At 39.2% G+C, this 23,954-nt stretch carries 21 protein-coding genes and 1 pseudogene; 19 read left to right on the top strand and 3 right to left on the bottom strand.

Going from position 1 to position 23,954, the window contains the following annotated elements; genetic code table 11:
• Positions 1–352 precede the first annotated feature (352 nt).
• From uppS to ribF, 14 genes and pseudogenes are all read left to right on the top strand, one after another.
• The gene (uppS, locus tag FFM59_RS00730) at positions 353–1,129 is read left to right on the top strand and encodes an undecaprenyl pyrophosphate synthase (protein WP_137601147.1); all 777 of its coding nucleotides are present in this window, start codon (positions 353–355) and stop codon (positions 1,127–1,129) included.
• Between the two features lie 34 nt (positions 1,130–1,163).
• Positions 1,164–1,949, top strand: a complete 786-nt coding sequence (locus tag FFM59_RS00725; protein ID WP_137601146.1) for a phosphatidate cytidylyltransferase — start codon at positions 1,164–1,166, stop codon at positions 1,947–1,949.
• Between the two features lie 36 nt (positions 1,950–1,985).
• A complete protein-coding gene (gene rseP, locus FFM59_RS00720) occupies positions 1,986–3,257 on the top strand; it encodes an RIP metalloprotease RseP (RefSeq protein WP_137601145.1) in 1,272 nt (423 codons plus the stop codon).
• Positions 3,258–3,288: 31 nt separating this feature from the next.
• The gene (locus FFM59_RS00715) at positions 3,289–5,001 is read left to right on the top strand and encodes a proline--tRNA ligase (RefSeq protein ID WP_137601144.1); all 1,713 of its coding nucleotides are present in this window, start codon (positions 3,289–3,291) and stop codon (positions 4,999–5,001) included.
• Positions 5,002–5,081: 80 nt separating this feature from the next.
• Positions 5,082–9,392, top strand: a complete 4,311-nt coding sequence (locus FFM59_RS00710; protein ID WP_137601143.1) for a PolC-type DNA polymerase III — start codon at positions 5,082–5,084, stop codon at positions 9,390–9,392.
• A 32-nt stretch (positions 9,393–9,424) separates the two neighbouring features.
• Positions 9,425–10,359: pseudogene (hemH, locus tag FFM59_RS00705) on the top strand (ferrochelatase).
• A 120-nt stretch (positions 10,360–10,479) separates the two neighbouring features.
• Positions 10,480–10,953, top strand: a complete 474-nt coding sequence (rimP, locus tag FFM59_RS00700; RefSeq protein WP_137601142.1) for a ribosome maturation factor RimP — start codon at positions 10,480–10,482, stop codon at positions 10,951–10,953.
• Between the two features lie 18 nt (positions 10,954–10,971).
• A complete protein-coding gene (gene nusA / locus FFM59_RS00695) occupies positions 10,972–12,060 on the top strand; it encodes a transcription termination factor NusA (RefSeq protein WP_137601141.1) in 1,089 nt (362 codons plus the stop codon).
• 28 nt (positions 12,061–12,088) lie between these two features.
• Entirely contained in the window at positions 12,089–12,385 is a 297-nt protein-coding gene (gene rnpM, locus FFM59_RS00690) for an RNase P modulator RnpM (RefSeq protein WP_137601140.1), read from the top strand.
• Positions 12,378–12,683 carry a L7Ae/L30e/S12e/Gadd45 family ribosomal protein gene (locus FFM59_RS00685; protein ID WP_137601139.1) on the top strand — a complete coding sequence of 102 codons (306 nt, stop codon included), beginning with the start codon at positions 12,378–12,380 and terminating at the stop codon, positions 12,681–12,683. The genes rnpM and FFM59_RS00685 overlap by 8 nt, the downstream gene beginning before the upstream one ends.
• A gap of 14 nt (positions 12,684–12,697) precedes the next feature.
• The gene (infB, locus tag FFM59_RS00680; protein WP_137601138.1) at positions 12,698–15,328 is read left to right on the top strand and encodes a translation initiation factor IF-2; all 2,631 of its coding nucleotides are present in this window, start codon (positions 12,698–12,700) and stop codon (positions 15,326–15,328) included.
• Between the two features lie 88 nt (positions 15,329–15,416).
• Positions 15,417–15,773 carry a 30S ribosome-binding factor RbfA gene (rbfA, locus tag FFM59_RS00675; RefSeq protein WP_137601137.1) on the top strand — a complete coding sequence of 119 codons (357 nt, stop codon included), beginning with the start codon at positions 15,417–15,419 and terminating at the stop codon, positions 15,771–15,773.
• A 165-nt stretch (positions 15,774–15,938) separates the two neighbouring features.
• On the top strand, positions 15,939–16,844 hold the full coding sequence (gene truB / locus FFM59_RS00670; protein ID WP_137601136.1) for a tRNA pseudouridine(55) synthase TruB: 906 nt from the start codon (positions 15,939–15,941) through the stop codon (positions 16,842–16,844).
• Positions 16,845–16,855: 11 nt separating this feature from the next.
• Positions 16,856–17,812, top strand: a complete 957-nt coding sequence (gene ribF, locus FFM59_RS00665) for a riboflavin biosynthesis protein RibF (protein WP_137601135.1) — start codon at positions 16,856–16,858, stop codon at positions 17,810–17,812.
• Positions 17,813–18,187: 375 nt separating this feature from the next.
• Here the strand turns inward: ribF and FFM59_RS00660 are convergent, their stop codons facing one another.
• On the bottom strand, positions 18,188–18,646 hold the full coding sequence (locus FFM59_RS00660; protein ID WP_137601134.1) for a Fur family transcriptional regulator: 459 nt from the start codon (positions 18,644–18,646) through the stop codon (positions 18,188–18,190).
• 157 nt (positions 18,647–18,803) lie between these two features.
• Here FFM59_RS00660 and FFM59_RS00655 point away from each other — a divergent pair, with 157 nt between their 5' ends.
• On the top strand, positions 18,804–19,490 hold the full coding sequence (locus tag FFM59_RS00655; protein WP_137601133.1) for a VIT1/CCC1 transporter family protein: 687 nt from the start codon (positions 18,804–18,806) through the stop codon (positions 19,488–19,490).
• Positions 19,471–20,190 carry a VIT1/CCC1 transporter family protein gene (locus FFM59_RS00650; RefSeq protein ID WP_225420260.1) on the top strand — a complete coding sequence of 240 codons (720 nt, stop codon included), beginning with the start codon at positions 19,471–19,473 and terminating at the stop codon, positions 20,188–20,190. Before FFM59_RS00655 ends, FFM59_RS00650 begins: the two co-directional genes overlap by 20 nt.
• On the opposite strand, the gene FFM59_RS00645 is transcribed toward FFM59_RS00650, so the two are convergent.
• Positions 20,187–20,735, bottom strand: coding sequence for a TetR/AcrR family transcriptional regulator (locus FFM59_RS00645; RefSeq protein WP_137601132.1), 549 nt, complete (start codon positions 20,733–20,735; stop codon positions 20,187–20,189). The genes FFM59_RS00650 and FFM59_RS00645 overlap by 4 nt on opposite strands.
• A gap of 130 nt (positions 20,736–20,865) precedes the next feature.
• On the opposite strand from FFM59_RS00645, the gene FFM59_RS00640 reads away from it, so the two are divergent.
• On the top strand, positions 20,866–21,663 hold the full coding sequence (locus FFM59_RS00640; protein ID WP_137601131.1) for a hypothetical protein: 798 nt from the start codon (positions 20,866–20,868) through the stop codon (positions 21,661–21,663).
• Positions 21,664–21,703: 40 nt separating this feature from the next.
• Here FFM59_RS00640 and FFM59_RS00635 read toward each other — a convergent pair whose 3' ends face one another.
• Positions 21,704–22,081 carry a hypothetical protein gene (locus tag FFM59_RS00635; protein ID WP_137601130.1) on the bottom strand — a complete coding sequence of 126 codons (378 nt, stop codon included), beginning with the start codon at positions 22,079–22,081 and terminating at the stop codon, positions 21,704–21,706.
• Between the two features lie 227 nt (positions 22,082–22,308).
• On the opposite strand from FFM59_RS00635, the gene hrcA reads away from it, so the two are divergent.
• The gene (hrcA, locus tag FFM59_RS00630) at positions 22,309–23,349 is read left to right on the top strand and encodes a heat-inducible transcriptional repressor HrcA (protein ID WP_137601129.1); all 1,041 of its coding nucleotides are present in this window, start codon (positions 22,309–22,311) and stop codon (positions 23,347–23,349) included.
• A gap of 14 nt (positions 23,350–23,363) precedes the next feature.
• Positions 23,364–23,933, top strand: coding sequence for a nucleotide exchange factor GrpE (gene grpE / locus FFM59_RS00625; protein ID WP_137601128.1), 570 nt, complete (start codon positions 23,364–23,366; stop codon positions 23,931–23,933).
• Positions 23,934–23,954 lie beyond the last annotated feature (21 nt).

The following is a 23,954-nucleotide window of genomic DNA, read 5'->3' as shown; positions in this document are numbered from 1 at the left end:
GATCAAATTCTAAACGAGTATCTGTGATATTGAGAGCTAATCTGGTATTATTATCCATGGGAGATAGTTCCTTTCGTTAGATAGGGGTCAGGCTATCTTCTATTTTTGTACAATTTTACTTGATAATAGAAAATGGCACCAGTATAAATTCACAAAGTGAATCTCTATCAGTACCAAATATTGTAGAACCGTATTTTTTAATAAACTTAAACATGAAATGAATAAAGATGATAATTATTACGTTTAAATAACAATCGCTTGTTGTCGCATCAATAACGTTATTATTACTAGTTTATAAACGGTTTTTTTGGTAAAATTGAAACAACAGATTTTAAAAGTAGGGTGGAGTATTGTGTTTTCTAAATTTAAACGTACCAATTCAAATAACCCAGATGAAAATGAACTTGATCTAAATAACATTCCAAAACACATCGCCATTATCATGGATGGAAATGGCCGATGGGCGCAACGTAAGCATTTACCTCGAGTTGCTGGTCACCGTGAAGGAATGCAAACTGTTAAAAAAATCACGATTGCTGCTAGTGATTTAGGTGTCAAAGTGTTATCTTTATACGCTTTTTCAACTGAAAACTGGAAACGACCCAATGATGAAGTTAACTATTTAATGCAATTACCGATTAGATTTTTCCAAACCTTTGTCCCAGACCTAATCAAAAACAACGTGCGAGTTATGGTGATGGGTGATATTACGCGCTTACCTGAGGGAACCCAAAAAGCAGTCCACGATGCCATTAATCAAACTGCTGATTGTACTGGCATGGTGCTAAATTTTGCTTTGAATTATGGTGGTCGTATTGAAATTGTTGATGCTGCCAAACAAGCGAGTCAGTTAGTGACTGACGGTAAATTGACAGTTGACCAAATTGATGAAGCTTTGCTCTCAAGTTTAATGATGACTAGCCCCCTAGGAGACTTTGAAGATCCAGAATTGTTGATTAGAACAAGCGGTGAACAACGGATTAGTAATTTCATGCTTTGGCAATTAGCCTATAGCGAATTTGTTTTCGTGGATGAGCACTGGCCAGATTTTGATAGTGATTCATTAAGTAATGCAATTAAAATTTATCAGGGTCGGCATCGTCGCTTCGGTGGTTTAGAAACAAAATAAGTACTTAATAAATTGGAAACGAGTGTGAACATTCATGAAACAACGTGTTATTACAGCGGTTATTGCGCTGATTATTTTTATCCCACTTATCGTCATCGGTGGTTTACCACTAACGATTGCCGCCTTAGCTTTAGGGATTATTGCGGTTGACGAAATTTTGATTATGAAAAAAATTCTGTTAGTTTCGTTTGAAGCTATCATGACTAATATTGGAGTTTTACTGTTAATCATTCCTGACAGCTGGTTATCTTTCTTACCAACTGACATTAATCGTTTTTTTTTATTCTATGTCGTTGCGATTATTTTAGCAGTCAACACAGTGACTAAGAAGGGTCGCTTTACATTTGATGATGCTGGAGTCCTAACCTTAGCAATGCTGTATGTTGGAACAGGGTTCCACTATTTCGTTGCTGCTAGAGGCGATGGATTTACGACCTTATTATTCGGAATGTTAATCGTGTGGTTGACTGATAGTGGAGCCTACATGATTGGCCGTAAACTTGGTAAGCATAAGTTAGCTCCTAAGGTTAGTCCAAATAAAACTTGGGAAGGTTCAGTTGGTGGTACAATCGCTGCAACCATTATCTTAGCGGTGTACTTAATGTTCTTCCCAGTTGGCTATGATTGGATTGTTATGGTCATTTTAACTTTGATCCTGTCGATTGTTGGCCAATTTGGAGATTTGGTAGAATCAGCTTTGAAACGGTTCTACGGCGTTAAAGATTCAGGGAAAATTTTACCTGGTCATGGCGGTATTTTAGATAGATTTGATAGTATGTTGTTAGTTATGCCAATGCTTCACTTGCTTGGTGTCATTTAACGACGTCATGAAATTAATTGATTGGGAGGTAGCCAAGTGATTATTACAATCATCACCTTTATTATTGTTTTTGGAGTACTTGTTTTAGTCCACGAATTTGGGCATTATTGTTTTGCCAAACGGGCGGGTATTTTAGTGCGCGAATTTTCAATTGGCATGGGTCCCAAAATTTGGTGGCATCGAAAAAATGGTACCACTTATACCATACGAATCTTGCCATTAGGTGGTTATGTGCGAATGGCAGGATCACAAGACGACGATGAGGATACCTTACGACCGGGGACACCGGTTAGTATTCAAGTTGGAGAAAATGACAAAGTCACGTTAATCAATACTAGTAAAAAAAGTACCTTGTTTAACGGTATCCCAATGCAAGTTGCCAATGCTGATTTAGTGGATGGCTTATGGATTGAAGGATACATCAATGGTGATGAGTCTGAATTAAAACGTTACGATGTTGATCACGATGCATCGATTATTGAAAGTGACGGCGTGCAAGTTCGTATTGCACCACGTGATGTTCAATTTCAGTCTGCATCATTACCGCAACGGATTATTACTAACTTTGCCGGCCCAATGAATAATTTCATTTTAGCTGTCGTCGTATTTGCCATCTTAGGCTTTATGTTGTCTGGAATCCCCACAAATAGTAATGTGGTTGGCGAAGTCACCTCAAATTCAGTTGCACAAAAAGCTGGTTTGAAGTCTGGTGATAAAATCACGGCGGTTGATGGTAAAAAAACGAGTGATTGGACGGATTTGTCGAGCGCAATTTCTTCAAAACCTGACAAGCAAGTTACATTAACAGTCAAACATAATGATAATAAAAAAACAGTGAAGTTAACGCCAGATTCAGTGACCCAAGAAAAGAAAAAAGTTGGTCGAATCGGTATTATGGAAGAACAAAAAACCGACTTTGTTTCTCGGATTAGTTATGGATTTACACAATTTATGGCTATCGTATCTCTGATTTTTGGTGTCTTAGGTCATATGTTGACCCATGGCTTTAATGTGAATGATTTCGGTGGCCCAGTGGCTATTTATGCCGGTACATCAACCGCAGCTTCTTACGGAATTACGGGAGTCCTTAATTTCTTGGCAGTCTTGTCAATTAACTTAGGGATCGTTAACTTACTGCCAATTCCAGCTTTAGACGGTGGTAAGATATTATTGAACTTTATTGAAGCGATTAGAAGAAAACCTAACTCTGAACGGTTCGAAGGAACTGTCACGGTGATTGGCTTTGGATTGCTAATGCTACTCATGCTAGCGGTCACTTGGAACGATATTCAAAGGTATTTCTTTTAATGCTACATAAACAAGGAGAATTTGGAAAATAATGAAACAATCAAAAATGTTAATTTCAACCCTTAAGGAAGTTCCCAGCGATGCGGAAGCCTTAAGCCATAAAATGATGCTCCGTGCGGGGTATATTTATCAAGTTGCTGCGGGGGCATATGCATATTTGCCTTTGGCACATCGAGTGTTACGTAAAATTGAAAATATTATTCGCGAAGAACTTGAAAAAATCGACGCAGTGGAAATGTTGGTTCCAGCAATTTTACCAGCTGACTTATGGCGCGAATCTGGTCGTTATGAAACTTATGGCGACAATTTATTCAAGTTGAAAGATCGTCATGAACGTGAATTCATCTTGGGACCAACTCACGAAGAAACCTTTACTGAAATTATTCGTGATAGCATCAAATCATATAAAAAATTACCTTTGACACTGTATCAATTACAAAATAAATATCGGGATGAAGATCGTCCACGTTATGGACTACTTCGTGGACGTGAATTTGACATGATGGATGCTTATTCATTTAGTGTTAATGAAGATGAACTCGATACTGCTTTTAACCAAATGGCGACTGCCTACAACAATATTTTTAAGCGCTGTGGATTAGAGTTTAAAACTATTATTGGTGATGCCGGAGCAATGGGTGGTAGTGATTCAAAAGAATTCTCTGCTTTAGCTGCTGTGGGTGAAGATACAATTGTTTATTCAGATTCTAGTGAATATGCTGCTAATTTAGAGATGGCCACTGCCACTTTTACTAGCCAAAAATCACACGCCAAACCTCTAGACTTGGAAAAAATCAAGACGCCTAATGTCAAAACAGTTGAAGAATTGGCTGAATTTTTAGACATCGAAACCAGTGGTGTTGTTAAAACACTCTTGTTTATGGCCGACGGTAAGCCAGTCATGGTATTAGTTCGTGGGGATCACGAAGTCAATGAAGTTAAAGTTACTAACTTCTTACATGCCGATGAACTTGAAATGGCCACTCCTGAACAAACCGCTGAAGTTTTACATGCTTCATTTGGTTCACTTGGACCAGTTGGGGTGGGTGAAGATGTTACTGTGTTAGCTGATCAATATATTGGCGATATGGTCAACGTTCCAGTCGGTGCCGACGAAGATGGTTATCATTATATTAACGCCAACCTTAATCGTGATTTCCGGGTCGATAATTTTGGTGATTTCCGTTTAGTTAAAGAAGGCGAAACTTCACCTGATGGTAATGGGAAATTACAATTTACTCGCGGGATTGAAATTGGTCATATCTTTAAATTAGGAACCCGTTATTCTAAATCACTTGGTGCGAGTGTGCTAGATGACAATGGTCGTCAACAAGACGTAATCATGGGCTGTTATGGAATTGGTATTTCACGTTTGTTATCTGCCATTTCTGAACAATATGCTGATGATAATGGCTTAGTATGGCCTAATGAAATCGCACCATTCGATGTTCATGTTGTCCCAGTTAACATGAAGAATGATGAACAACGTGAATTAGCTGACAAAATTAATGATCAATTACAAGCAGAAGGTTATCAAGTATTATTAGATGATCGTAAGGAACGTCCAGGGGTTAAATTTGCTGATTCAGATTTAATTGGCATTCCTTTACGCGTTACAGTTGGTAAAAAGGCAGATGAGGGAATTGTTGAAGTTAAAATTCGGAGAACGGGTGAAACACTCGAAGTGAAACAAGAAGAACTTGGCAATACCTTAGCAATCTTAATGAAAACAAACGCAGAATAGATAGTGAGTTACTTGAAATGTGATACGATAATTGTCGACGATTATTCGTTTCACATTTTTATTTTTAGGAGGCAGTTCAAGTGGAATTATCTCAGCATCAATTATTTACAAAATTACTAGAACAAATTCATTTTGAGGATAGTCAAAATGAAGCCTTTCAAGACGCTGAAATTAGACGAGTCGTGGTCCATCAAGTTTCTAAAAATTGGGAATTTACTTTCTTTTTTCCAAAAGTAATTCCATTTGAGTTATTTCAGTCATTTAATAATGCTTTAAGAGCCGGCTTTAATTCGATTGCCCAGGTCTCATTTAGCATTACAACTAACCAAGAAGAGTTGGTCCAGCGAGATATCGCGGATTATTGGAGTTTTATTGTCTCCAACAGTGGAGTTGAGTCTCCTTTGTTAGGACAAGTGGCCGATCGTGGCATGCCTAATGTAATTGATGACCGGGTGACCTTAGTCACTGAAAATGAAATCGTGCGTGATTTCTTAATGAGTGAAGCTATCGGTCAAATTGAGGAAACTTATGTACAATTCGGTTTTCCAAAATTTCGAATTCATACCATGGTCGACGAAAGTGCCTCTGCTGCTCAAATTCAAGCTTTGAAAGAAGCTCAAGATAAACGTAACGTGGAGTTAGCTGCGAAAGCGGCCGCACAAACTCAAGCAATGGCTAGTCGTAGTTCGGATTCGGCTGCACCCGTAGAAGGGCCAGCAAAGTTGGGTAAAAACATCAGCGACAAAGAAGAAGTTCGTCGGATGATTGATATCACTGAAGAGGAACGGTCGGTCGTCGTAGAAGGATATATTTTTAGCAAGGAAGTTCGAACCCTCAAGTCTCAACGTCAATTGATGATTTTGGAAATTACTGATTATACGTCTTCAATCACGATTAAAAAGTTCTCAAGAAATGCTGATGATGAAGCTCAATTTGATGCAATCAATGAAGGTGACTGGATTAAGGTTCGTGGACCAGTGCAAGAAGATACCTTCATGCGTGATTTAACCATTAATGCTTATGATTTAAATACGGTGTCACATCCGAAACGCCAAGATACTGCGGAAGGCGAAAAACGGGTGGAATTACATTTGCATACCACTATGAGCCAAATGGATGCCACCAATTCGATTAAAGATTTTGTCGGCCAGGCAGCTAAATGGGGTCATAAAGCAATCGCGATTACTGATCATGCTGGTTTACAAGGCTTTCCTGAAGCTTTCGCTGCTGCTAAAAAGAACGATATCAAAATGTTATATGGCGTTGAAGCTAACGTGGTTGATGATGGTGTACCAATTGGTTATAACTCAAAGCATGTAGCGTTGAAAGACACGGAATATGTTATTTTTGATGTGGAAACTACCGGTTTATCGGCGATTTATGACAAGGTGATTGAATTATCTGCCGTTAAAATGCGAAATGGTGGTGTCTTAGAAGAGTTTGAACACTTTATTGATCCTGGGTTCCACTTGTCGGAAACCACCACTAATTTGACTAGTATCACTGATGATGACGTGCGTGGTTCCAAGTCTGAAGAAGAAGTTTTCCAAATGTTCCGTGATTTCTGTGGCGACGCCATTTTGGCTGGCCATAACGTTACTTTTGATATGGGCTTCATGAATACAGGTTATGCGCGTCAGGGTAAAGAACCAATTCAAAATCCAGTGATTGATACGCTAACCTTAGCCCGCTTCTTACACCCGGAACTAAAGGGCTATCGATTAAATACCTTAGCTAAGAAGTTTGGTGTGGCATTGGAACATCATCACCGGGCTATTTTTGATTCCCAAACGACTGGGAATTTATTGCATATTTTCTTAAAGGATGCCGAAGAACGATACGACATTCAATATCAAGATCAATTAAATGACCATATGAGTGAAAACGATGCGTATAAACATGCGCGTCCATTCCACGTGACAATTTTGGCGCAAACACAAGCAGGGTTAAAGAATCTGTTTAAGTTAGTCTCATTGTCAAATATTGAATACTTCCATCGAGTACCGCGGATTCCGCGAAGTGAATTAGACAAGTATCGAGAAGGGCTATTGTTAGGTACCGCCTGTTCTTCTGGTGAAGTCTTTACTTCAATCATGCAAAAGGGCCGCGAAGAAGCTTTAGAAAAGGCCAAGTATTACGACTTTATTGAGGTTCAGCCTAAAGCGATGTACGCGCCGTTAATCGAAGGCGAACTCATCAAGGATGATTCAAACCTTGAAGAAATTCTTATTAATATGGTGGAAATTGGTAAAGAGTTAGATAAGCCAGTTGTCGCCACCGGGGATGCTCATTACCTCAATAAAGAAGATTCAATTTATCGTAAAATCTTGATTCATTCACAAGGTGGGGCTAATCCACTGAATCGTTATCAATTACCGGAAGCCCATTTTAGAACAACGCAAGAGATGTTGGATGCATTTTCATTCATGGGTGCAGAACGGGCGCATGAAATTGTAGTTGAAAACACCAACAAAATTGCCGACATGATCGATGAAATCACGCCGTTGCAAGATAAATTGTACACACCTAAAATGCCAGGAGCGGAAGATGAAATTCGTTCACGGACGATGAACACGGCGGAAGCTTGGTATGGCAATCCCTTACCAGACTTAGTTAAAAAACGAGTCGAACGAGAATTGGAAAGTATTATCGGTAATGGATTCTCCGTGATTTATTTAATCGCGCAACGATTAGTGGCGAAATCAAATAAAGATGGATACTTGGTTGGATCTCGTGGGTCGGTTGGTTCCAGTATTGTGGCAACTTTAACCGGAATTACCGAAGTTAATCCGTTACCACCACATTATCGTTGCCCAAATTGTCAGTACAGTCATTTCTATACTGAAGGTGAATACAGTTCAGGTTTTGATTTACCAGATAAGGATTGCCCAGAGTGTGGGACATTGTTAATCAAAGATGGTCATGATATCCCGTTTGAAACTTTCCTTGGCTTTACTGGAAACAAAGTTCCGGATATTGATTTGAACTTCTCTGGAGATTATCAAGCCATTGCCCATAACTACACTAAAGTGTTATTTGGTGAGAATAATGTCTACCGTGCCGGAACAATTGGTACCGTGGCTGATAAAACGGCTTATGGTTATGTAAAGGCATATGAACGGGATACTGAGCAGCAGATTCGTGGTGCAGAAATTGATCGTTTGGCCAAAGGTGCTACTGGGGTTAAACGGACCACCGGTCAACATCCAGCTGGGATTTTGATTGTCCCGGATGATATGGAAATTTATGATTTTACCCCGGTGCAATATCCAGCTGAAGATACCAGTGCCGCTTGGAAAACAACCCATTTTGATTTCCATTCAATTCACGATAATATTTTGAAAATGGATATCTTGGGACATGATGATCCCACGATGATTCGAATGTTACAAGATTTATCAGGAGTAGAACCCAAAACGATTCCGACCGATGATCCGGGCGTGATGAGTCTATTCTCTAATCCAGATGTGTTGGGTGTCACCGAGGACCAAATCTTTTCAAAAACTGGGACACTTGGAGTGCCAGAATTCGGAACCCGATTTGTTCGGGGGATGCTCGAAGAAACTCATCCAAGTAATTTCTCAGAACTGCTACAAATTTCAGGGCTATCACATGGAACTGATGTGTGGTTGGGAAATGCTGAAGAGCTAATTAAAAATGGAACTGCTACGATTGCCAACGTGATTGGATGTCGTGATAATATCATGACCGATTTAATTCACTACGGAATGGAATCTGAAATTGCTTTTCAAATTATGGAACATGTGCGTAAAGGTAAGGGGATTCCTGATGAATGGCAAGCAGAAATGAAAAAATCTGAAGTGCCCGGGTGGTACATTGATTCTTGTTTGAAGATTAAGTATATGTTCCCTCGTGCTCATGCGGCGGCTTATATCTTACTGGCGCTGCGGATTGCTTACTTTAAAGTGTATTTCCCATTGGTTTATTACTGTGCTTATTTTTCAGTGCGAGCTGATGATTTTGATATTGTGGCAATGGCACATGGTAAAGAAGCTGTGAAAAGTGCGATGGAAGAAATTAACAAAAAGGGTAATGATGCTTCTACTAAAGAAAAGAATCTGGTAACCGTATTGGAATTAGCCAATGAAATGTTGGAACGTGGTTATAGTTTCAAAATGGTTGATATTGACCGTTCGGATGCATCTGAATGGCTAATTGATGGAGCCACCTTAATTGCGCCATTTAGTGCCATTCCAGGTTTAGGTTTGAATGTTGCGAAGCAAATTGTGGCAGCTCGAGAAGAAAAAGAATTCTTATCAAAAGAAGATTTAGCGAAACGTGGGAAAGTTTCGAAAACGTTGATTGATTTTATGACGGTTAACCGGGTCCTTGATGCACTGCCAGATGAAAATCAATTATCATTGTTTTAATGTGACATATTAATTTGAAGGTAGGCAGGAACATGAAAAAAGGGGTACTATTGGTAAACTTGGGGACTCCAGACGCACCAGAAGCTCCTGAAGTACGAACATATTTAAGAAAATTTTTAGCAGATTGACGGGTGATTGATATGCCAAGATTGGCGTGGATGCCGATTTTGTACGGCATGATTTTACCTTTTCGACCAGCTAGATCAGCGGCATTGTACCGTAAAATTTGGACAGACGAGGGATCACCATTGTTGTTGTATACGCAACAACAGTCTGAACAATTACAAACTTTGTTGCCCGACCGAATGGTTCGATTTGCGATGTGTTACAGTAATCCAAGCGTCGCGGATGTGTTAAAGGAAATGGAAACGGCTGGAGTAGAAGACTTGACTGTGATTCCGCTTTATCCCCAATATTCAACGACAACAATTGGGTCTGTCTTTGACCAAGTGATGACATATTATATGCATGCGATGTCACAGCCTAAGCTTCATTTTATTGATTCTTTCTACCAGTCACCAGCTTATATTCAGTTGCTGGCCAAGCAAATCAAAGATGCTCTAAAAGAACATCCTAATGCACACCTGGTTTTTCATATCATGGTATTCCACAAAAGTATGCTGATAATGGGGATCCATATCCAGAACAATGTACTGCGTCTACCCAAAAAGTGATGGAGTTGTTTGGGGATGTGGACTATACGCAATCATTTCAATCTAAATTTGGTCCGAGTCAATGGTTGCTACCAGCGACGGCAGATAAAATGCATGAATTACCTAAGCAAGACATTAAAGATGTGATTGTTATTACTCCAGGATTTGTGGCTGATTGTTTGGAAACCTTGCAAGAAATTGGTCATGAAAACCGAGAATACTTTATGCAAAGTGGCGGAATTGACTTCACTTATGTGCATCCATTTAATGGCAGCATGGAGTTTACAAAATTAATGGCGACGCTAGTTCACTAGCCGGTCTGAAATTTGTATATTGAGTATGATTATGGTATAGTAGTCTAGTAAATTAAAACTCGTTAACGAGTGAGCAGGAATGCTCGCTCTTTTTATTGCAAAAATACTGGAGGTGCTCAGGTGAGTAGTGTTGTGGAAACAGTGACAGAAGTAGTAATGCCAATCATTGAAAAACAAAATTTTGAATTATACGATTTGGAGTTTGTCAAAGAGGGACAGAGCTGGTTCTTACGAGTTTACATTGATAAGCCTGGCGGAATTACAATTGAAGAATGTGCCCAAGTAAGTGATTACTTAAGTGAAAAACTTGACGAAATGGATCCTGATCCAATTCCCCAAGCCTATTTTCTTGAGGTTTCATCACCTGGAGCAGAACGTCAACTGAAAAAGCCCAAAGATTATGAAAGCGCGATGAATGAATATATCAACGTCTCGCTGTATCAAGCTATCAACGGTAGCAAGATTTACGAAGGAACATTAATTGGTTTGACGGACGATGAGTTAACCTTAGATTATCTCGATAAGACTCGTCATAAAGAAATCACCATTGATCGTTCAAAAATTGCCAAAGCAAGATTAGCAATTAAGTTTTAAATCAAAGGAGTTGTGAACATGAATAAAGAATTAGTCGGAGCGTTAGATGCTCTGGAAAAAGAAAAAGGCATCAAAAAAGAAATTGTGATTGAAGCGTTAGAAGCTGCGTTAGTATCAGCCTACAAACGTAATTATGATCAAGCTCAAAATGTGGAAGTTGATTTTGATGCAGTTAAAGGTAATATCAAAGTTTATGCTGTAAAAACCGTTGTTGAAGAAGTTGAAGATGAACAACAACAAGTCAGCCTAGAAGGTGCACTTAAAGTCAGCCGAGGATATGAATTAGGCGATGAAATTCGTTATGAAGTTACTCCTCAAAATTTTGGTCGGATTGCGGCCCAAACAGCTAAGCAAGTCATTATGCAACGAGTTCACGAAGCAGAACGTAACGTGGTCTTCGAAAAGTATAGTGAATACGAAAATGAAATCGTGACTGGTGAAGTTGAACGCCAAGATAGTCGCTTTATCTACGTGAGCCTTGGTACAGTTGAGGCAGTAATGCCAGTCGCTGAACAAATGCCTAACGAAAACTATAAAATGCATGATCGTATCCAAGTGTTTGTGACAAAGGTTGAAAACAGCACTAAGGGTCCTCAAGTGTTTGTTAGTCGGACAGCACCTGAACTTTTGAAGCGATTATTTGAAAAAGAAGTGCCAGAAATTTATGATGGAGTTGTAGAAATTATGTCCATCGCCCGTGAAGCTGGAGACCGTGCCAAAGTGGCCGTTCGTTCAAACGACGAAAACGTCGATCCAGTGGGAACTGCAGTCGGTCCTAAAGGTCAACGTGTTCAAGTAATCGTTAACGAATTAGGTGGCGAAAACATGGATATTGTTGAATGGGTTGATGATCCAGCGCGTTATATTGCTAACGCACTGAATCCTGCCGAAGTTTTGGATGTAATTTTTGATCCAGAAAACGAACGTTCATGTACGGTAGTTGTGCCAGATTATCAATTATCATTAGCCATTGGTAAGCGAGGACAAAATGCTCGTTTAGCTGCTCGATTGACTAATTACAAAATTGACATCAAGCCAGAATCTGAAATGACAGATAATGCACCTGCTGATGACAATGATGTTGATACTGAAGAAACTGAAGATTAGTAGTTACACGACAGAGAGGTGAGTTACGTTGAAACAACGAAAAATACCAATGCGTAAAGACATCGTGACTGGCGAAATGATGCCAAAGAAAGAATTAATCCGTGTCGTACGTAACAAAGAAAATGAAGTTTCACTGGATCCAACTGGTAAAAAGCCGGGTCGAGGGGCATATGTGGCGATTGATGTTGACATAGCGAAGAAAGCCTTGAAAAATCGGACTTTTGATAAAGTTTTTGAAACATCAATTGAAGATTCGTTTTACGATGAATTAATTGAGTATGTCGATCATCAACAAGCACGCCGTGAGTTATTCAAAAATGAATAATGAACAAAAAGTACTTAATTTGCTTGGATTAACCAGACGAGCTGGTGAACTAATCTCCAGTGAAGATATCGTGTTAAAAGCAATTAAAAACCAAAAAGTTGCCTTTGTCTTTATTGCTAAAGACGCAGGGGCATCTACCAGTAAAAAATTTCAAGATAAATGTAAGTTTTATAAGATTGCTTATGATTTGTCATTTACTAAAGAACAATTAAATCAAGCAACCGGTCAACAAAGGACAATATACGGCGTCACCCAAAACGGATTCGCTAAAAAGTTCAAGGAGTTGCTAACTATGTAAAGGAGAGTGAACACATGGCTAAAGAACGAATTTATGAATTAGCAAAAGAACTAAACGTTGAAAGCAAAGTGGTCATTGATGCTGCTGAAAAAAAGGGCATTTCTGTCAAAAACCACATGTCTTCAATCGAAGATAAAGATGCTGCCAGCATCAGACAAACACTAAAAGGGGGAGCAAGTGCTCCTACTAAGAAACCAGCTGCACCTGCAAAGGCTGCTACTAGTTCTGCTCCTGCTGCAAAGAAGCCAGCTGCTACTTCAAAGTCAGCTTCTGCAGCAAGTCATACGAGTCGTCCTGCAACCAGCAGTAACTCACATACTCAATCAAATGGACAAAGCCGTCCTTCAAACAACAGCTCACGTCCACATTCAAACGGACAAAGTCGTCCATCAAATAACAGTTCACGACCACAATCAAATGGGCAAAACCGTTCATCAAACAATAACTCACGACCACAATCAAATGGTCAAAGCCATTCTTCAAACAATAGTTCACGTCCACATTCAAACGGTCAGAGTCGTCCATCAAATAACAGCTCACGTCCACAATCAAATGGACAAAACCGTCCATCGAATAACAGCTCACGTCCACAATCAAACGGACAAAGCCGTCCTTCGAACAACAGCTCACGTCCACAATCAAATGGACAAAACCGTTCTTCAAACAACACTAGTAGCCGTCCATCAAATAATGGTGGTGGCCGCTTTGGGGGTAGTTTGAATTCTGGTGGTAATAGCGGTGGCAACAATAACCGTCGTGGCGGTAAGGGTGGTTACCGTGGTAACAACCAAAATCGTTACACAAAGAAAAAGAAGATTAAAGGTAACGGACGTATCAAGGAAACTGCAGTTCAAACTCCAGCTCCTACTCGTAAAGAACGTCCATTGCCAGATACATTAGTTTATTCAGTGGGTATGAATGCACAAGATTTAGGTAAAATTTTGCATCGCGAACCAGCCGAATTGATTAAAAAATTATTCATGCTTGGCGTAATGGTTAATCAAAACCAATCACTCGATGCTGATACGATTGAAATTTTAGCTGCAGATTATGGAATTGATGCTGAACAAAAGGCTGAAGTCGATGTAGCTGATATCGATAAGTTCTTTGATGAAGAACAAGAAAACCTTGAGAATGCAACACCACGCCCTCCAGTTGTTACTGTTATGGGACACGTTGATCATGGTAAAACTACTTTGCTTGATCAATTACGTCATACACACGTTACTGAAGGCGAAGCTGGTGGTATTACTCAAGCCATTGGTGCTTATCAAGTTAAATATGACAACAAAATGATTACGTTCTTGGACACTCCTGGACATGCGGCCTTTACTGAAATGCGTGCTCGTGGAGCTAATGTGACTGATATTACTGTTTTAGTTGTGGCTGCTGATGATGGGGTTATGCCTCAAACTATTGAAGCAATTAATCATGCTAAAGCTGCCGGCACTCCAATCATCGTTGCGGTTAATAAGATTGACAAGCCAGGAGCAAATCCTGATCACGTTACTGAACAATTAGCTGCTTACGAATTGGTACCTGAATCATGGGGTGGAGATACAATCTTCGTTCAAATTTCTGCCAAATTTGGTAAGAATTTAGACGAATTACTCGACATGATTTTGCTTCAAGCAGAAGTGCTTGAATTAAAAGCGAACCCAGATCAACGTGCTGCTGGTTCTGTTGTTGAAGCTCGTTTGGACAAAGGTAAGGGTGCTGTAGCAACTTTACTTGTTCAACAAGGGACGATGCATGTTGGTGATCCTGTGGTTGTTGGGAACACTTATGGTCGTGTTCGGACAATGACAAATGAAAATGGTCGTCGTTTGAAGAAAGCAACACCTTCAACACCTATCGAAATCACTGGTTTAAGTGGAGTTCCAGATGCTGGTGACCGTTTCGTTGTCTTCGAAGACGAAAAGACTGCTCGTACCGCTGGTGAAGAACGTGCTAAACGTGCTTTATTGAAAGAACGTGCCAACACTAATCACGTTACTTTGGACAACTTGTTCGATTCTCTTAAAGAAGGCGAATTGAAGTCTGTTCCAGTTATTATTAAGGCAGACGTACAAGGTTCAGTTGAAGCACTTGCCCAAAGCTTGAAGAAAATCAAGGTTGATGGTGTGAAGGTTGATATTATCCATACTGCCGTTGGTGCTATCAATGAAAGTGATGTTACTTTAGCTGAAGCGTCAAATGCTATCATCATTGGCTTTAATGTGCGTCCTACACCTCAAGCTAAGGTTCAAGCAGAATCTGGCGAAGTTGATATTCGTCTTCACCGTGTTATTTATAACGCCATCGATGAAGTTGAATCAGCTATGAAGGGTATGCTCGAACCAGTCTATGTTGAAGAAGTAACTGGTGAAGTTGAAATTAAAGAACTTTACAAAGTTTCTAAAATTGGAACAATTGCTGGTGGAATGGTTACTACTGGACGTATTACTCGTGAAGCTGGAATTCGTTTAATCCGCGACGGCGTTGTTATCTATGAAGGTAAACTTGGTAGTTTGAAACGCTTCAAGGATGATGTTAAAGAAGTTAAAGCAGGATTTGATCTTGGTTTAACTATCGAAAACTACAATGATATCAAGGTTGGCGATGTTATTGAAGCCTACGTCATGAAAGAAGTTCCAGTGGAATAAAGAGGTACTGAAACAATCATATCAATGGTTGTTCGAACCGAGTGATTCATTATTGAAGTGAATCACATTAATAAAGGAGGTTCTTGATATGCCAGACAAACGTTATCGTGTCGGCCGACTAGGCCAAGAAATTCAAAAAGAAGTTTCTGATATCTTACTCAAAAGAGTTCGTGATCCTCGAGTTGAAGGAATCACAATTACTGGAGTTGATGTGACTGGAGATTTACAACAGGCCACCATCTTTTACAGTATTTTGTCTGATAAAGCTTCTGATGCTTCTAAAGCACAAACTGGTTTGGAAAAATCTTCAGGTTTAATTCGAAGTGAATTAGGCTCACGCTTAAACATTTTCAAAACGCCTGAACTAATTTTTGAACAAGATCGTTCAGTTGCATATGGTTCTCGAATCGATCAACTTTTAAACGATTTGCGTAAAAAAGAATAATACAAAAAATTACTTAACAGCTGTGATTTCACAGTCGTTAAGTAATTTTTTTGATTTAAATTCAATCTCAAGTTGAAAAGTTCAAGCTGAGTTTTGCTTAATAAAAAACTATTACGACTTTTATAGATATTTCCTGTATAATTAATGATTGTTGGAGGAATGGACATGAATGGAATTATTCCCTTATTTAAAGAACGTGGTATAACTAGCCACGATTGTGTCAGCAAGATACGAAAAATTTTACATACAAAAAAAGTAGGTCATTCAGGTACTTTGGATCCAAATGTGGATGGTGTGTTACCAATTGCCATTGGTAGTGCAACTAAGGTTGTTGAATTATTGATGGAATCTGGCAAGATGTATAAAGGTGAACTGTTGATTGGTTATGCAACTACAACACAAGACCTTGATGGTGAAATTATTGAAAGTAAGCCATTAACACAGCCATTTACAGATCAACAAATCAAAGAACAAATGTTAAAATTGACTGGTGATATTATTCAAATTCCACCAATGTATTCAGCCATTAAAGTTAATGGCCGGAAATTATATGAATACGCTCGTGCAGGAGAAACTGTCGAACGACCAAAACGGCAGATTCATATCTCGCGATTTGATTTAATTTCATCAACGTATGATGAAGAAAATCAGCAACAACGAGTTCGCTTTGAAGCTGAGTGTAGCAAAGGGACTTATATCAGAACCTTAGCCGTGGATTTGGCCAATTTGCTAGGTTATCCTGGGGTAATGAGTGATTTAACTCGAATTAAAAGTGGCGGCTTTAATATTGACCAAACCGTCACGTTAGCAGATATTCAAGCAGCAATGGATAACGGCACCATCGATGCTCTCTTAAATCCAATTGATATTGTACTAACCCAATATCCCAAAATTGAATTAACTGAGAAACAATGGAAGGGTGTCCAAAATGGTATGTGGATGAGGTTGTCAGAAATTGATAGCTCAGCTGATACAATTGCGATGCGTTATAATAATGAAATTAAAGCACTGTATTCACGTCATGAGGATGACAACAGTTACAAACCTTTGAAAATGTTTTCGGTGCAATAGGAAGTGAAAATGTGAAAGTAATTAATTTACATCAACCATTTAATCAAAATGAAATACCAGGTGGAGATATTGTGCTCGCGATGGGATTTTTTGATGGTGTCCATAGAGGACATCAGGCGGTGATTGCAGAGGCCAAGCAACGGGCCAAAGCACTCAAGTTACCACTGGCAGTCTTAACCTATGATCATCATCCATCAATTGTCTACACGACAACTAAAAACCAACAAACTTACTTGTCATCGCTGCCTCGTAAATTGTCATTGTTAGAAGCTCAAGGGGTAGATTTAGTTTATGTAGTTAGTTTTACCTCGGCGCTATCAGCTTTGGGGCCTCAACAGTTTGTTGATGATTACCTGGTAAGATTTCATACTAAAGTTGCTGTGGCTGGTTTTGATCATACATATGGGCCACCCGATATTTCAACGATGGATAAATTGGCCGGATACGCGAAGAGCCGATTTGAGGTGGTAATTGTGAAAAGTGAAAATGAAAATCAAGAAAAAATCAGTTCAACGAAAATTCGCCACTTATTGGACGATGGGAAAATTGCTGAAGCAAACGAGTTATTTGGATATGCATACCAAACAACGGGCTTAGTCGTTCATGGAGAAGCACGAGGTCGAACACTTGGTTTTCCAACGGCAAATATTGATTGGCCAATTGAGGAACGGATGCCACGAATAGGCGTGTATGCTGTTCAATTGAAAGTGTCGAATCAATGGTATAACGGAATGGCCTCAATTGGTCATAATGTTACGTTTGGGGATGCGCGACCAAAAACCTTGGAAATTAATTTATTCGATTTTAATCAAGCTATTTATGGTGAAAATGTCGAGGTTCGCTGGGTATCTTGGTTGCGAGATGAAGTTAAATATACAACCGTAGAAAATTTAATCAAACAGTTGCAACAAGATGAAATTGATAGTCGAAAAATCTTAGAGCGATATGTTGAAAAGATTAAAAATTAGTAGTATTATTTGATATGTAAAAGGAACTCAGCTGCTACTGAGTTCCCAGCGTGATTCTAGACACGTGAAATGGTGGAGCTAATCGTTATAATGACGGTTAGCTTTTTTTATGATTGCATATGCCGTTGTGAAGTTTATTATACTTCTTGATAGCAACCATAAAATTATGGCAACAGCCAAGGTTTCACCCCTCACGTTCCTAGTTGAGCACATAGAATCACCACCTCTTTTTTCCTATAATGTTGAAGGGAAGATTCATGTGTCAATCACTAAACACATCCATGGGGAGCAACCCCCATTTAGGTGTCTATCTAATAGATACGTTTAAAATTAGTTGAATACACTAAAAAAATCGTCCAAAATTGGGCGATTTCTTTATCGATGAAAGTTGAGCTTAATTTGGCATTCAGGGCAAAGACCGTGAACGGCAATTTCGTCACTGGAAATTGCATAACCAGACAAACTTTCAGCTTGTTTTTGAAGTTCATTTTCTAGTTTTGGATAATCTTTAAATGCAATATCTGTGATTTTCCCACAATTATCACAAATTGCATGGTAATGATGATGTTCAAAATAGTCATAATGAGTGCTACCATCACCATTTTGCAGTTCAATCACAATCCCATGTTCAACTAGGGTATTAAGTGTGTTGTAAATGGTTGCCGAGCCCAAGTTTGGCAGCTTTCGATTGAGGCCAGTCTTAATCATTTCAACAGTTGGATGTGTAGGGTGACTAGCTAAATAAGCCAAAATAATGTGTCGTTGAGCCGTTATTCTTAAGTTGTGTTTTTTGAGAACAGTGCGTGTCTGTTCAATTACATTTTCATCAGCCATTTTGCTAGATCCTTTCGATAAAAGTTACTTACTATATTAAAGCACTATTTGGCAAATGTTTCTAGATATCAAACTTAAAACTGAATTCTTTACTTTCCCAAATAAGACCACTATACTTAAAGATAGATTAGAATAATTCTAAACTAGGGGCAGAGAAATGAAGAATACTAACAAAAAAATTAGTTTGGCTGCGAGGGTCAATATCATTCGTGCCGGGGTTATGGGCGCAAATGATGGAATTGTCTCGGTAGCTGGGATTGTTATCGGGGTGGCTGGCGCCAGAGTCAGTACATACGCAATCTTATTGTCCGGCTTAGCGGGAATGTTAGCCGGCACTATTTCAATGGCCATGGGCGAATGGGTGTCAGTCAGCACCCAACGTGATAGTGAAAAAATGGCGATGATTCATGAAAAAGAGCGACTTGATAACAATTTCGGTCGTGAATTTGAGTATATCAAAAATAAATATGTTGCGACAGGTATTTCGGATACCTTAGCTGCGAAAGCAACCAATGAAATGCTGCAAGATCAGCCGCTAGAAGTGGGTGTTCGTGAACGTTATGGTTTTAATCCTAATGAAAAAACGAGTGCTATATCAGCGGCAATTGCTTCAATGATTTCTTTCCCAATTGGTTCAGCCTTACCGTTGCTGACAATTACTTTATTACGTAGTGGTAATGGAATTTTAGTAACGATGATTTCGGTGGTGATTGCATTAATCTTTACAGGTTGGGCAGCTGCCAAACTGGGCAATGCTGATCCGAAAAAAGCAGTTGTGAGAAATGTATTGGCAGGATTATTAACGATGGTGGTGACATATATTGTTGGAACGCAATTTGTATAATAAACGGGTGAAACAAGTGAAAGAGCCAACGGGTGAACAAACGCTAGCTGAAAAATCAAATACAATTCGTGCAGCAGTTTTAGGTGCTAATGATGGAATCTTAACTGTTGTCGGGGTGCTATTCTCAGTTGGGGTAGCAACTTCAAATCAAGCGACAATCATTGTGGCTGGTGTGTCAGATTTGATTGCGTGTGCCTTATCTATGTCGTCTGGTGAATATGCATCTGTTAGTTCACAAAAGGACACTGAGCAGGCGGTAGAACTGTCTGAACGCAAGTTGATTGATAATGACTTTGAACATGAAACTAGTCAGGTAGCAGACTATTACGTGAACCGTGGCGTGTCGACGGCGACTGCCAATGAAATTGCCCAAGAACTAATGGAAAAGAAGCCCTTGGAAACCGTTTTGAGGACGAAACATGATTTAGAATACGGTCACTACATGGATCCATGGCAAGCGGCCTTTTCTTCGATGTTTGCAGCGGCCTCAGGTGGGCTATTCCCCTTGATGGCAATTATCCTGTTTCCTGCAGATATTAAATGGGCAGGGACAATTTTAGCGGTGCTCTTATCAGTTACACTGACCGGCTTTTTAAGTGCTAAGCTCGGCGACGGACTGGTCAAGATTGCCATTTTCCGAAATGTAATTGTGGGGATTATTACGATGTTTATTCACTTTTACGTTGGGACTTTACTTTAATACGTTTGAATCAATTTAGAGACTAGCTTCTTAATATGAAGGCTAGTCTTTTTTAGCTCGATTTCTGACCGGGTAGGCGTTTTAAGCCAATTTTTGTAAGTATCAACCACCCCGTAAGCAATGAAATGAGTGATGAAATCTAATTCCTCTCGACCAAGCGTGCTTTCGGTCTTTGATTCTTTTAACAATGCCTCAGCCAAAATATTTTTACAGTCATCCAGTAAAAATGAATAGTCATTGTTTTTTGAAATGTGAGCAAAAATATCAATCTTTTCTAACATCATGTGTGTCAGGCCGTCGATAAAAGAATCTAAATTAAATCTGTCGCTGGCGTTGATGATGTCAGACACCTGTTGAGTTAACTCAGCTTCAAATTCATCGAGCACGTCGTTGATGGAGTGGTAGTGTAAATAAAAAGTTTTACGATCAATATCAGCCGTTCTAGCTAATTCGCTGACCGTAATTTCAGTGAAAATGTGCTTTTGCAAGAGGGTGATTAGTGCAGTTTGAATTGCTCGTTTAGTTTTCTTAACTCTTCGATCCATATTGACCCCATCTTTCTGTTTGTTGTTGAATAATCTATAGCTTGTTGAATATTGCCGTTGTTTTTAATTATTAATCACCATACCATAGATTTATCCTCAAGTGGGGAAAAAGTATAGTGAGGTAATATTTATGATTGAGCAATTATATAATTCATATCCGACAGATTACAGGTTACAAGATTTATTGCAAACCTTCTCGTTTAGCAATCCACATATTGGCTTTGTGCTGACGGTCGCAGGAATTACGTTTCTAATGGGTTATTTGGAGTATATGTATAGTTTTGCGTTAGTTTTATGGGAAAAGAGTGCACCGTTTCCTATTTGGATGCACACGTTTTATTTTGCACATGATTCGACTGGAGCAATCGTTTTTGCCCTCGCGGCATTGGCAAATAATAATTTTTGGTTCTTCTGGTCAGCTTCAGGCGCACTAATGGTTTGGAATCTGTTTGAAATTTTCAATTTATATAAAGCAATCACAGTTGAAAGAAACGAGATATGGGGCCACTTATATCCGAATGGTCAAGTGACAGTGGGACAGGCCTTTTGGAAAGTTGTCGTCCAAATCATTATGATGATTGCGATTGTTAACTTGTTCCGGGTCTTTATGCACGATCCATACATGTTCAAATGGTTCATCTTTACTAATGTCATTATGGCCATTTTTCCTGGACTCTACTGGGAACAACGAAAAACACAAACGGGTGGATCAATGGGCTTGGCGATTGTCATCTTTATTGGCACCGTGAATAGCTTTATTCCAATGAATATGTGGGCATTGAGCAGTCATTACTTCTCGATGGCGGCGAATCCATGGTTTTACCTAATCGGAATTGTGTCAATTGCATATTCGATTCGGTCACTTTGGAAGTATCGTCAATTACCAGCCAAGCCACAACTATTTAATGGTAAAAAACGCATTTGGTAATCAAAAAAGTTACTTTGAAAATTTATCAAAGTAACTTTTTTTAGTGTCGTGATGACCGGTGTGAACCGCCAGCTTTACCACCTTTAATTACGTGGCGTTTAAATTTAGTTTTATTTTCATTGACGAGTTTAAAATTTTTCATTTTGTACGCAAATGGTTCGTCGCTCATCCGTTGTTTTGTCCAAAATTGCATATCTCCAATCATTTTTTCTAGCGTGACTAATTGTGAAGGATTATTTTCACGCACCGCTTCCTCGTGAATATCAGACTGGAGCCGTAAGACTAAGTTTTGATGATACTTGAGTAATTCCATCGTTAAGTCGGCTTTACGATATTGATTGAACAAACCTTGGATGGTTTCCATTGCTTCTTTGACATTGCTTGGTTGAACATAACGATTTTTTTCTGTATCTGACATGAGAGCTCCTAATATTAAAATTAATTCAAAATTTTGGTAAATTACTTTATCATACAAAGTCTAAGTCGTTTGTGGAAGATTTTGATATCGACTTAGCTAAAGCGAAAGTTGCTTGCAAAATAGGCTAAAAAATGTTGACTTTTCTTGACTTTAAATTGCGGACTTGGTATATTATAGATTGTGTTTAGCACTTGAGTGAGTCGAGTGCTAAAAAGGAAGTGATAATTATGTTAACAAAACGTCAAAGTGATATCCTGCAAGCAATTGTACGCCATTACACGGCCACAGGGCAACCGGTTGGTTCAAAGTTATTGGCAGACAGTTTACCTGAGAAAGTCAGTTCAGCGACTATTCGTAATGAAATGGCTGCACTTGAGGAAATGGGATTAATCGCCAAGGAACATTCGTCATCTGGTCGGGTGCCTTCAACAGTCGGTTATCGGTATTATGTCGATAATTTGCTAGATAAGCAGGCCGTCGATGCGAGTGATGTGGCAATTATTCAGAATTCGTTTGGCCAAGATTTTAATAAAATAGATGAAATTGTTGCCAGGTCGGCTGATATCTTATCCGACTTAACAACATTTACGACATTCACGTTAAAGCCAGAACAAAAAATGGCTCGCTTGAGTGGTTTTCGTTTAGTGCCATTAGGTAATCAGCAAGTCATGGCAATCTTGGTTACTGATAGTGGAGATGTTGAAAGCCAAACGTTCACCATTCCCCGAGATATGAACACCGATGAGTTAGAGTCAGTGATTCGACTCATTAATGATCAATTATCAGGGTTACCATTAACTGAAGTTTTGACGAGATTGCAACAAGATATTCCATTGCGGATTAAGTCCTACATGCGGAGCCCAAGTGGAGTGCTTAATATTTTTGATAACATTTTATCACATGTGTCTAGCGAACAATTTTTCGTTGGTGGAAAAATGAATCTATTAGGTTTTTCACACAATCATGATCCCAATGCACTCCAAGCACTATATAGACTGCTAGATCAAAACGAAAGTTTGTCAACCGTTCTTGACCCACTTGATGATAATATCAACGTGCGGATTGGTTCTGAAATTTCTAATAAATTATTAGATGATTTTAGTTTAATTACCGCGACGTATGATGTGGATCAATATGGGAAAGGCATCATTGCCGTGCTTGGGCCAACACGGATGCCATATTCTCGAACGATTGGATTAGTTAGTGCTTTTCGCGAAGAACTAGCTAAGCAAATGCTAGATTATTATCACCGTTACTACGATCAATAGGAGGTTCCATATTAATGGCTAAAGACGAACACAAGACAGCCGATGAAGCTGTCGAGGAAGTCAAAGAAGAACAAGTTGAAACACCTGAAGTTGATGAAACCACAGATGCTCCCGAAGTAAAAACCGAAGAAGTTTCTGAAGTAGATCAACTCAAGGCTAAACTAGCGGCAGCAGAAGATTCACTGCTCCGTGAACAAGCTGAAATTCAAAATATGAACAATCGTTTCAAAAAGGAACAATCCAATCTGTTAAAATATGATGGTCAATCATTGGCTAAAGCAATTTTACCAGTCATGGATAATTTGAAACGAGCTCTTGAAATTGAAGTCAGTGATGAAAATGGGCAACAGTTAAAGAAGGGAATTCAAATGGTCCATGATCATTTAGATGAAGCTTTAACCGGCAATTCGGTGACCGAGATTGAATCACTTGGTAAAAAATTTGATCCAACGCTTCATCAGGCTGTGCAAACAGTTCCCGCTGAAGATGGACAAGAGGCTGATACAGTCGTTCAAGTACTACAGGCTGGTTATCAGTTAAAAGATCGAGTTTTACGTCCAGCAATGGTCGTTGTTTCCCAATAATTAAAATAAATAAAAATAATA

Origin of the sequence: Paucilactobacillus nenjiangensis, from assembly GCF_005405445.1 — a bacterium.
Classification (GTDB): Bacteria; Bacillota; Bacilli; order Lactobacillales; family Lactobacillaceae; genus Paucilactobacillus; species Paucilactobacillus nenjiangensis.
The sequence above is the reverse complement of the archived record's forward strand: the minus strand, read 5'-3'. Positions and strand labels throughout refer to the sequence as shown.

Bases quoted from the DNA above. Each gene is read 5' to 3' on its own strand.
- FFM59_RS00725 (WP_137601146.1), top strand. From the start codon at position 1,164: ATGAAACAACGTGTTATTACAGCGGTTATTGCGCTGATTATTTTTATC.
- FFM59_RS00715 (WP_137601144.1), top strand. From the start codon at position 3,289: ATGAAACAATCAAAAATGTTAATTTCAACCCTTAAGGAAGTTCCCAGC.
- nusA (WP_137601141.1), top strand. From the start codon at position 10,972: ATGAATAAAGAATTAGTCGGAGCGTTAGATGCTCTGGAAAAAGAAAAA.
- FFM59_RS00685 (WP_137601139.1), top strand. From the start codon at position 12,378: ATGAATAATGAACAAAAAGTACTTAATTTGCTTGGATTAACCAGACGA.
- infB (WP_137601138.1), top strand. From the start codon at position 12,698: ATGGCTAAAGAACGAATTTATGAATTAGCAAAAGAACTAAACGTTGAA.
- rbfA (WP_137601137.1), top strand. From the start codon at position 15,417: ATGCCAGACAAACGTTATCGTGTCGGCCGACTAGGCCAAGAAATTCAA.
- truB (WP_137601136.1), top strand. From the start codon at position 15,939: ATGAATGGAATTATTCCCTTATTTAAAGAACGTGGTATAACTAGCCAC.
- FFM59_RS00660 (WP_137601134.1), bottom strand. From the start codon at position 18,646: ATGGCTGATGAAAATGTAATTGAACAGACACGCACTGTTCTCAAAAAA.
- FFM59_RS00655 (WP_137601133.1), top strand. From the start codon at position 18,804: ATGAAGAATACTAACAAAAAAATTAGTTTGGCTGCGAGGGTCAATATC.
- FFM59_RS00645 (WP_137601132.1), bottom strand. From the start codon at position 20,735: ATGGATCGAAGAGTTAAGAAAACTAAACGAGCAATTCAAACTGCACTA.
- FFM59_RS00640 (WP_137601131.1), top strand. From the start codon at position 20,866: ATGATTGAGCAATTATATAATTCATATCCGACAGATTACAGGTTACAA.
- FFM59_RS00635 (WP_137601130.1), bottom strand. From the start codon at position 22,081: ATGTCAGATACAGAAAAAAATCGTTATGTTCAACCAAGCAATGTCAAA.
- hrcA (WP_137601129.1), top strand. From the start codon at position 22,309: ATGTTAACAAAACGTCAAAGTGATATCCTGCAAGCAATTGTACGCCAT.
- grpE (WP_137601128.1), top strand. From the start codon at position 23,364: ATGGCTAAAGACGAACACAAGACAGCCGATGAAGCTGTCGAGGAAGTC.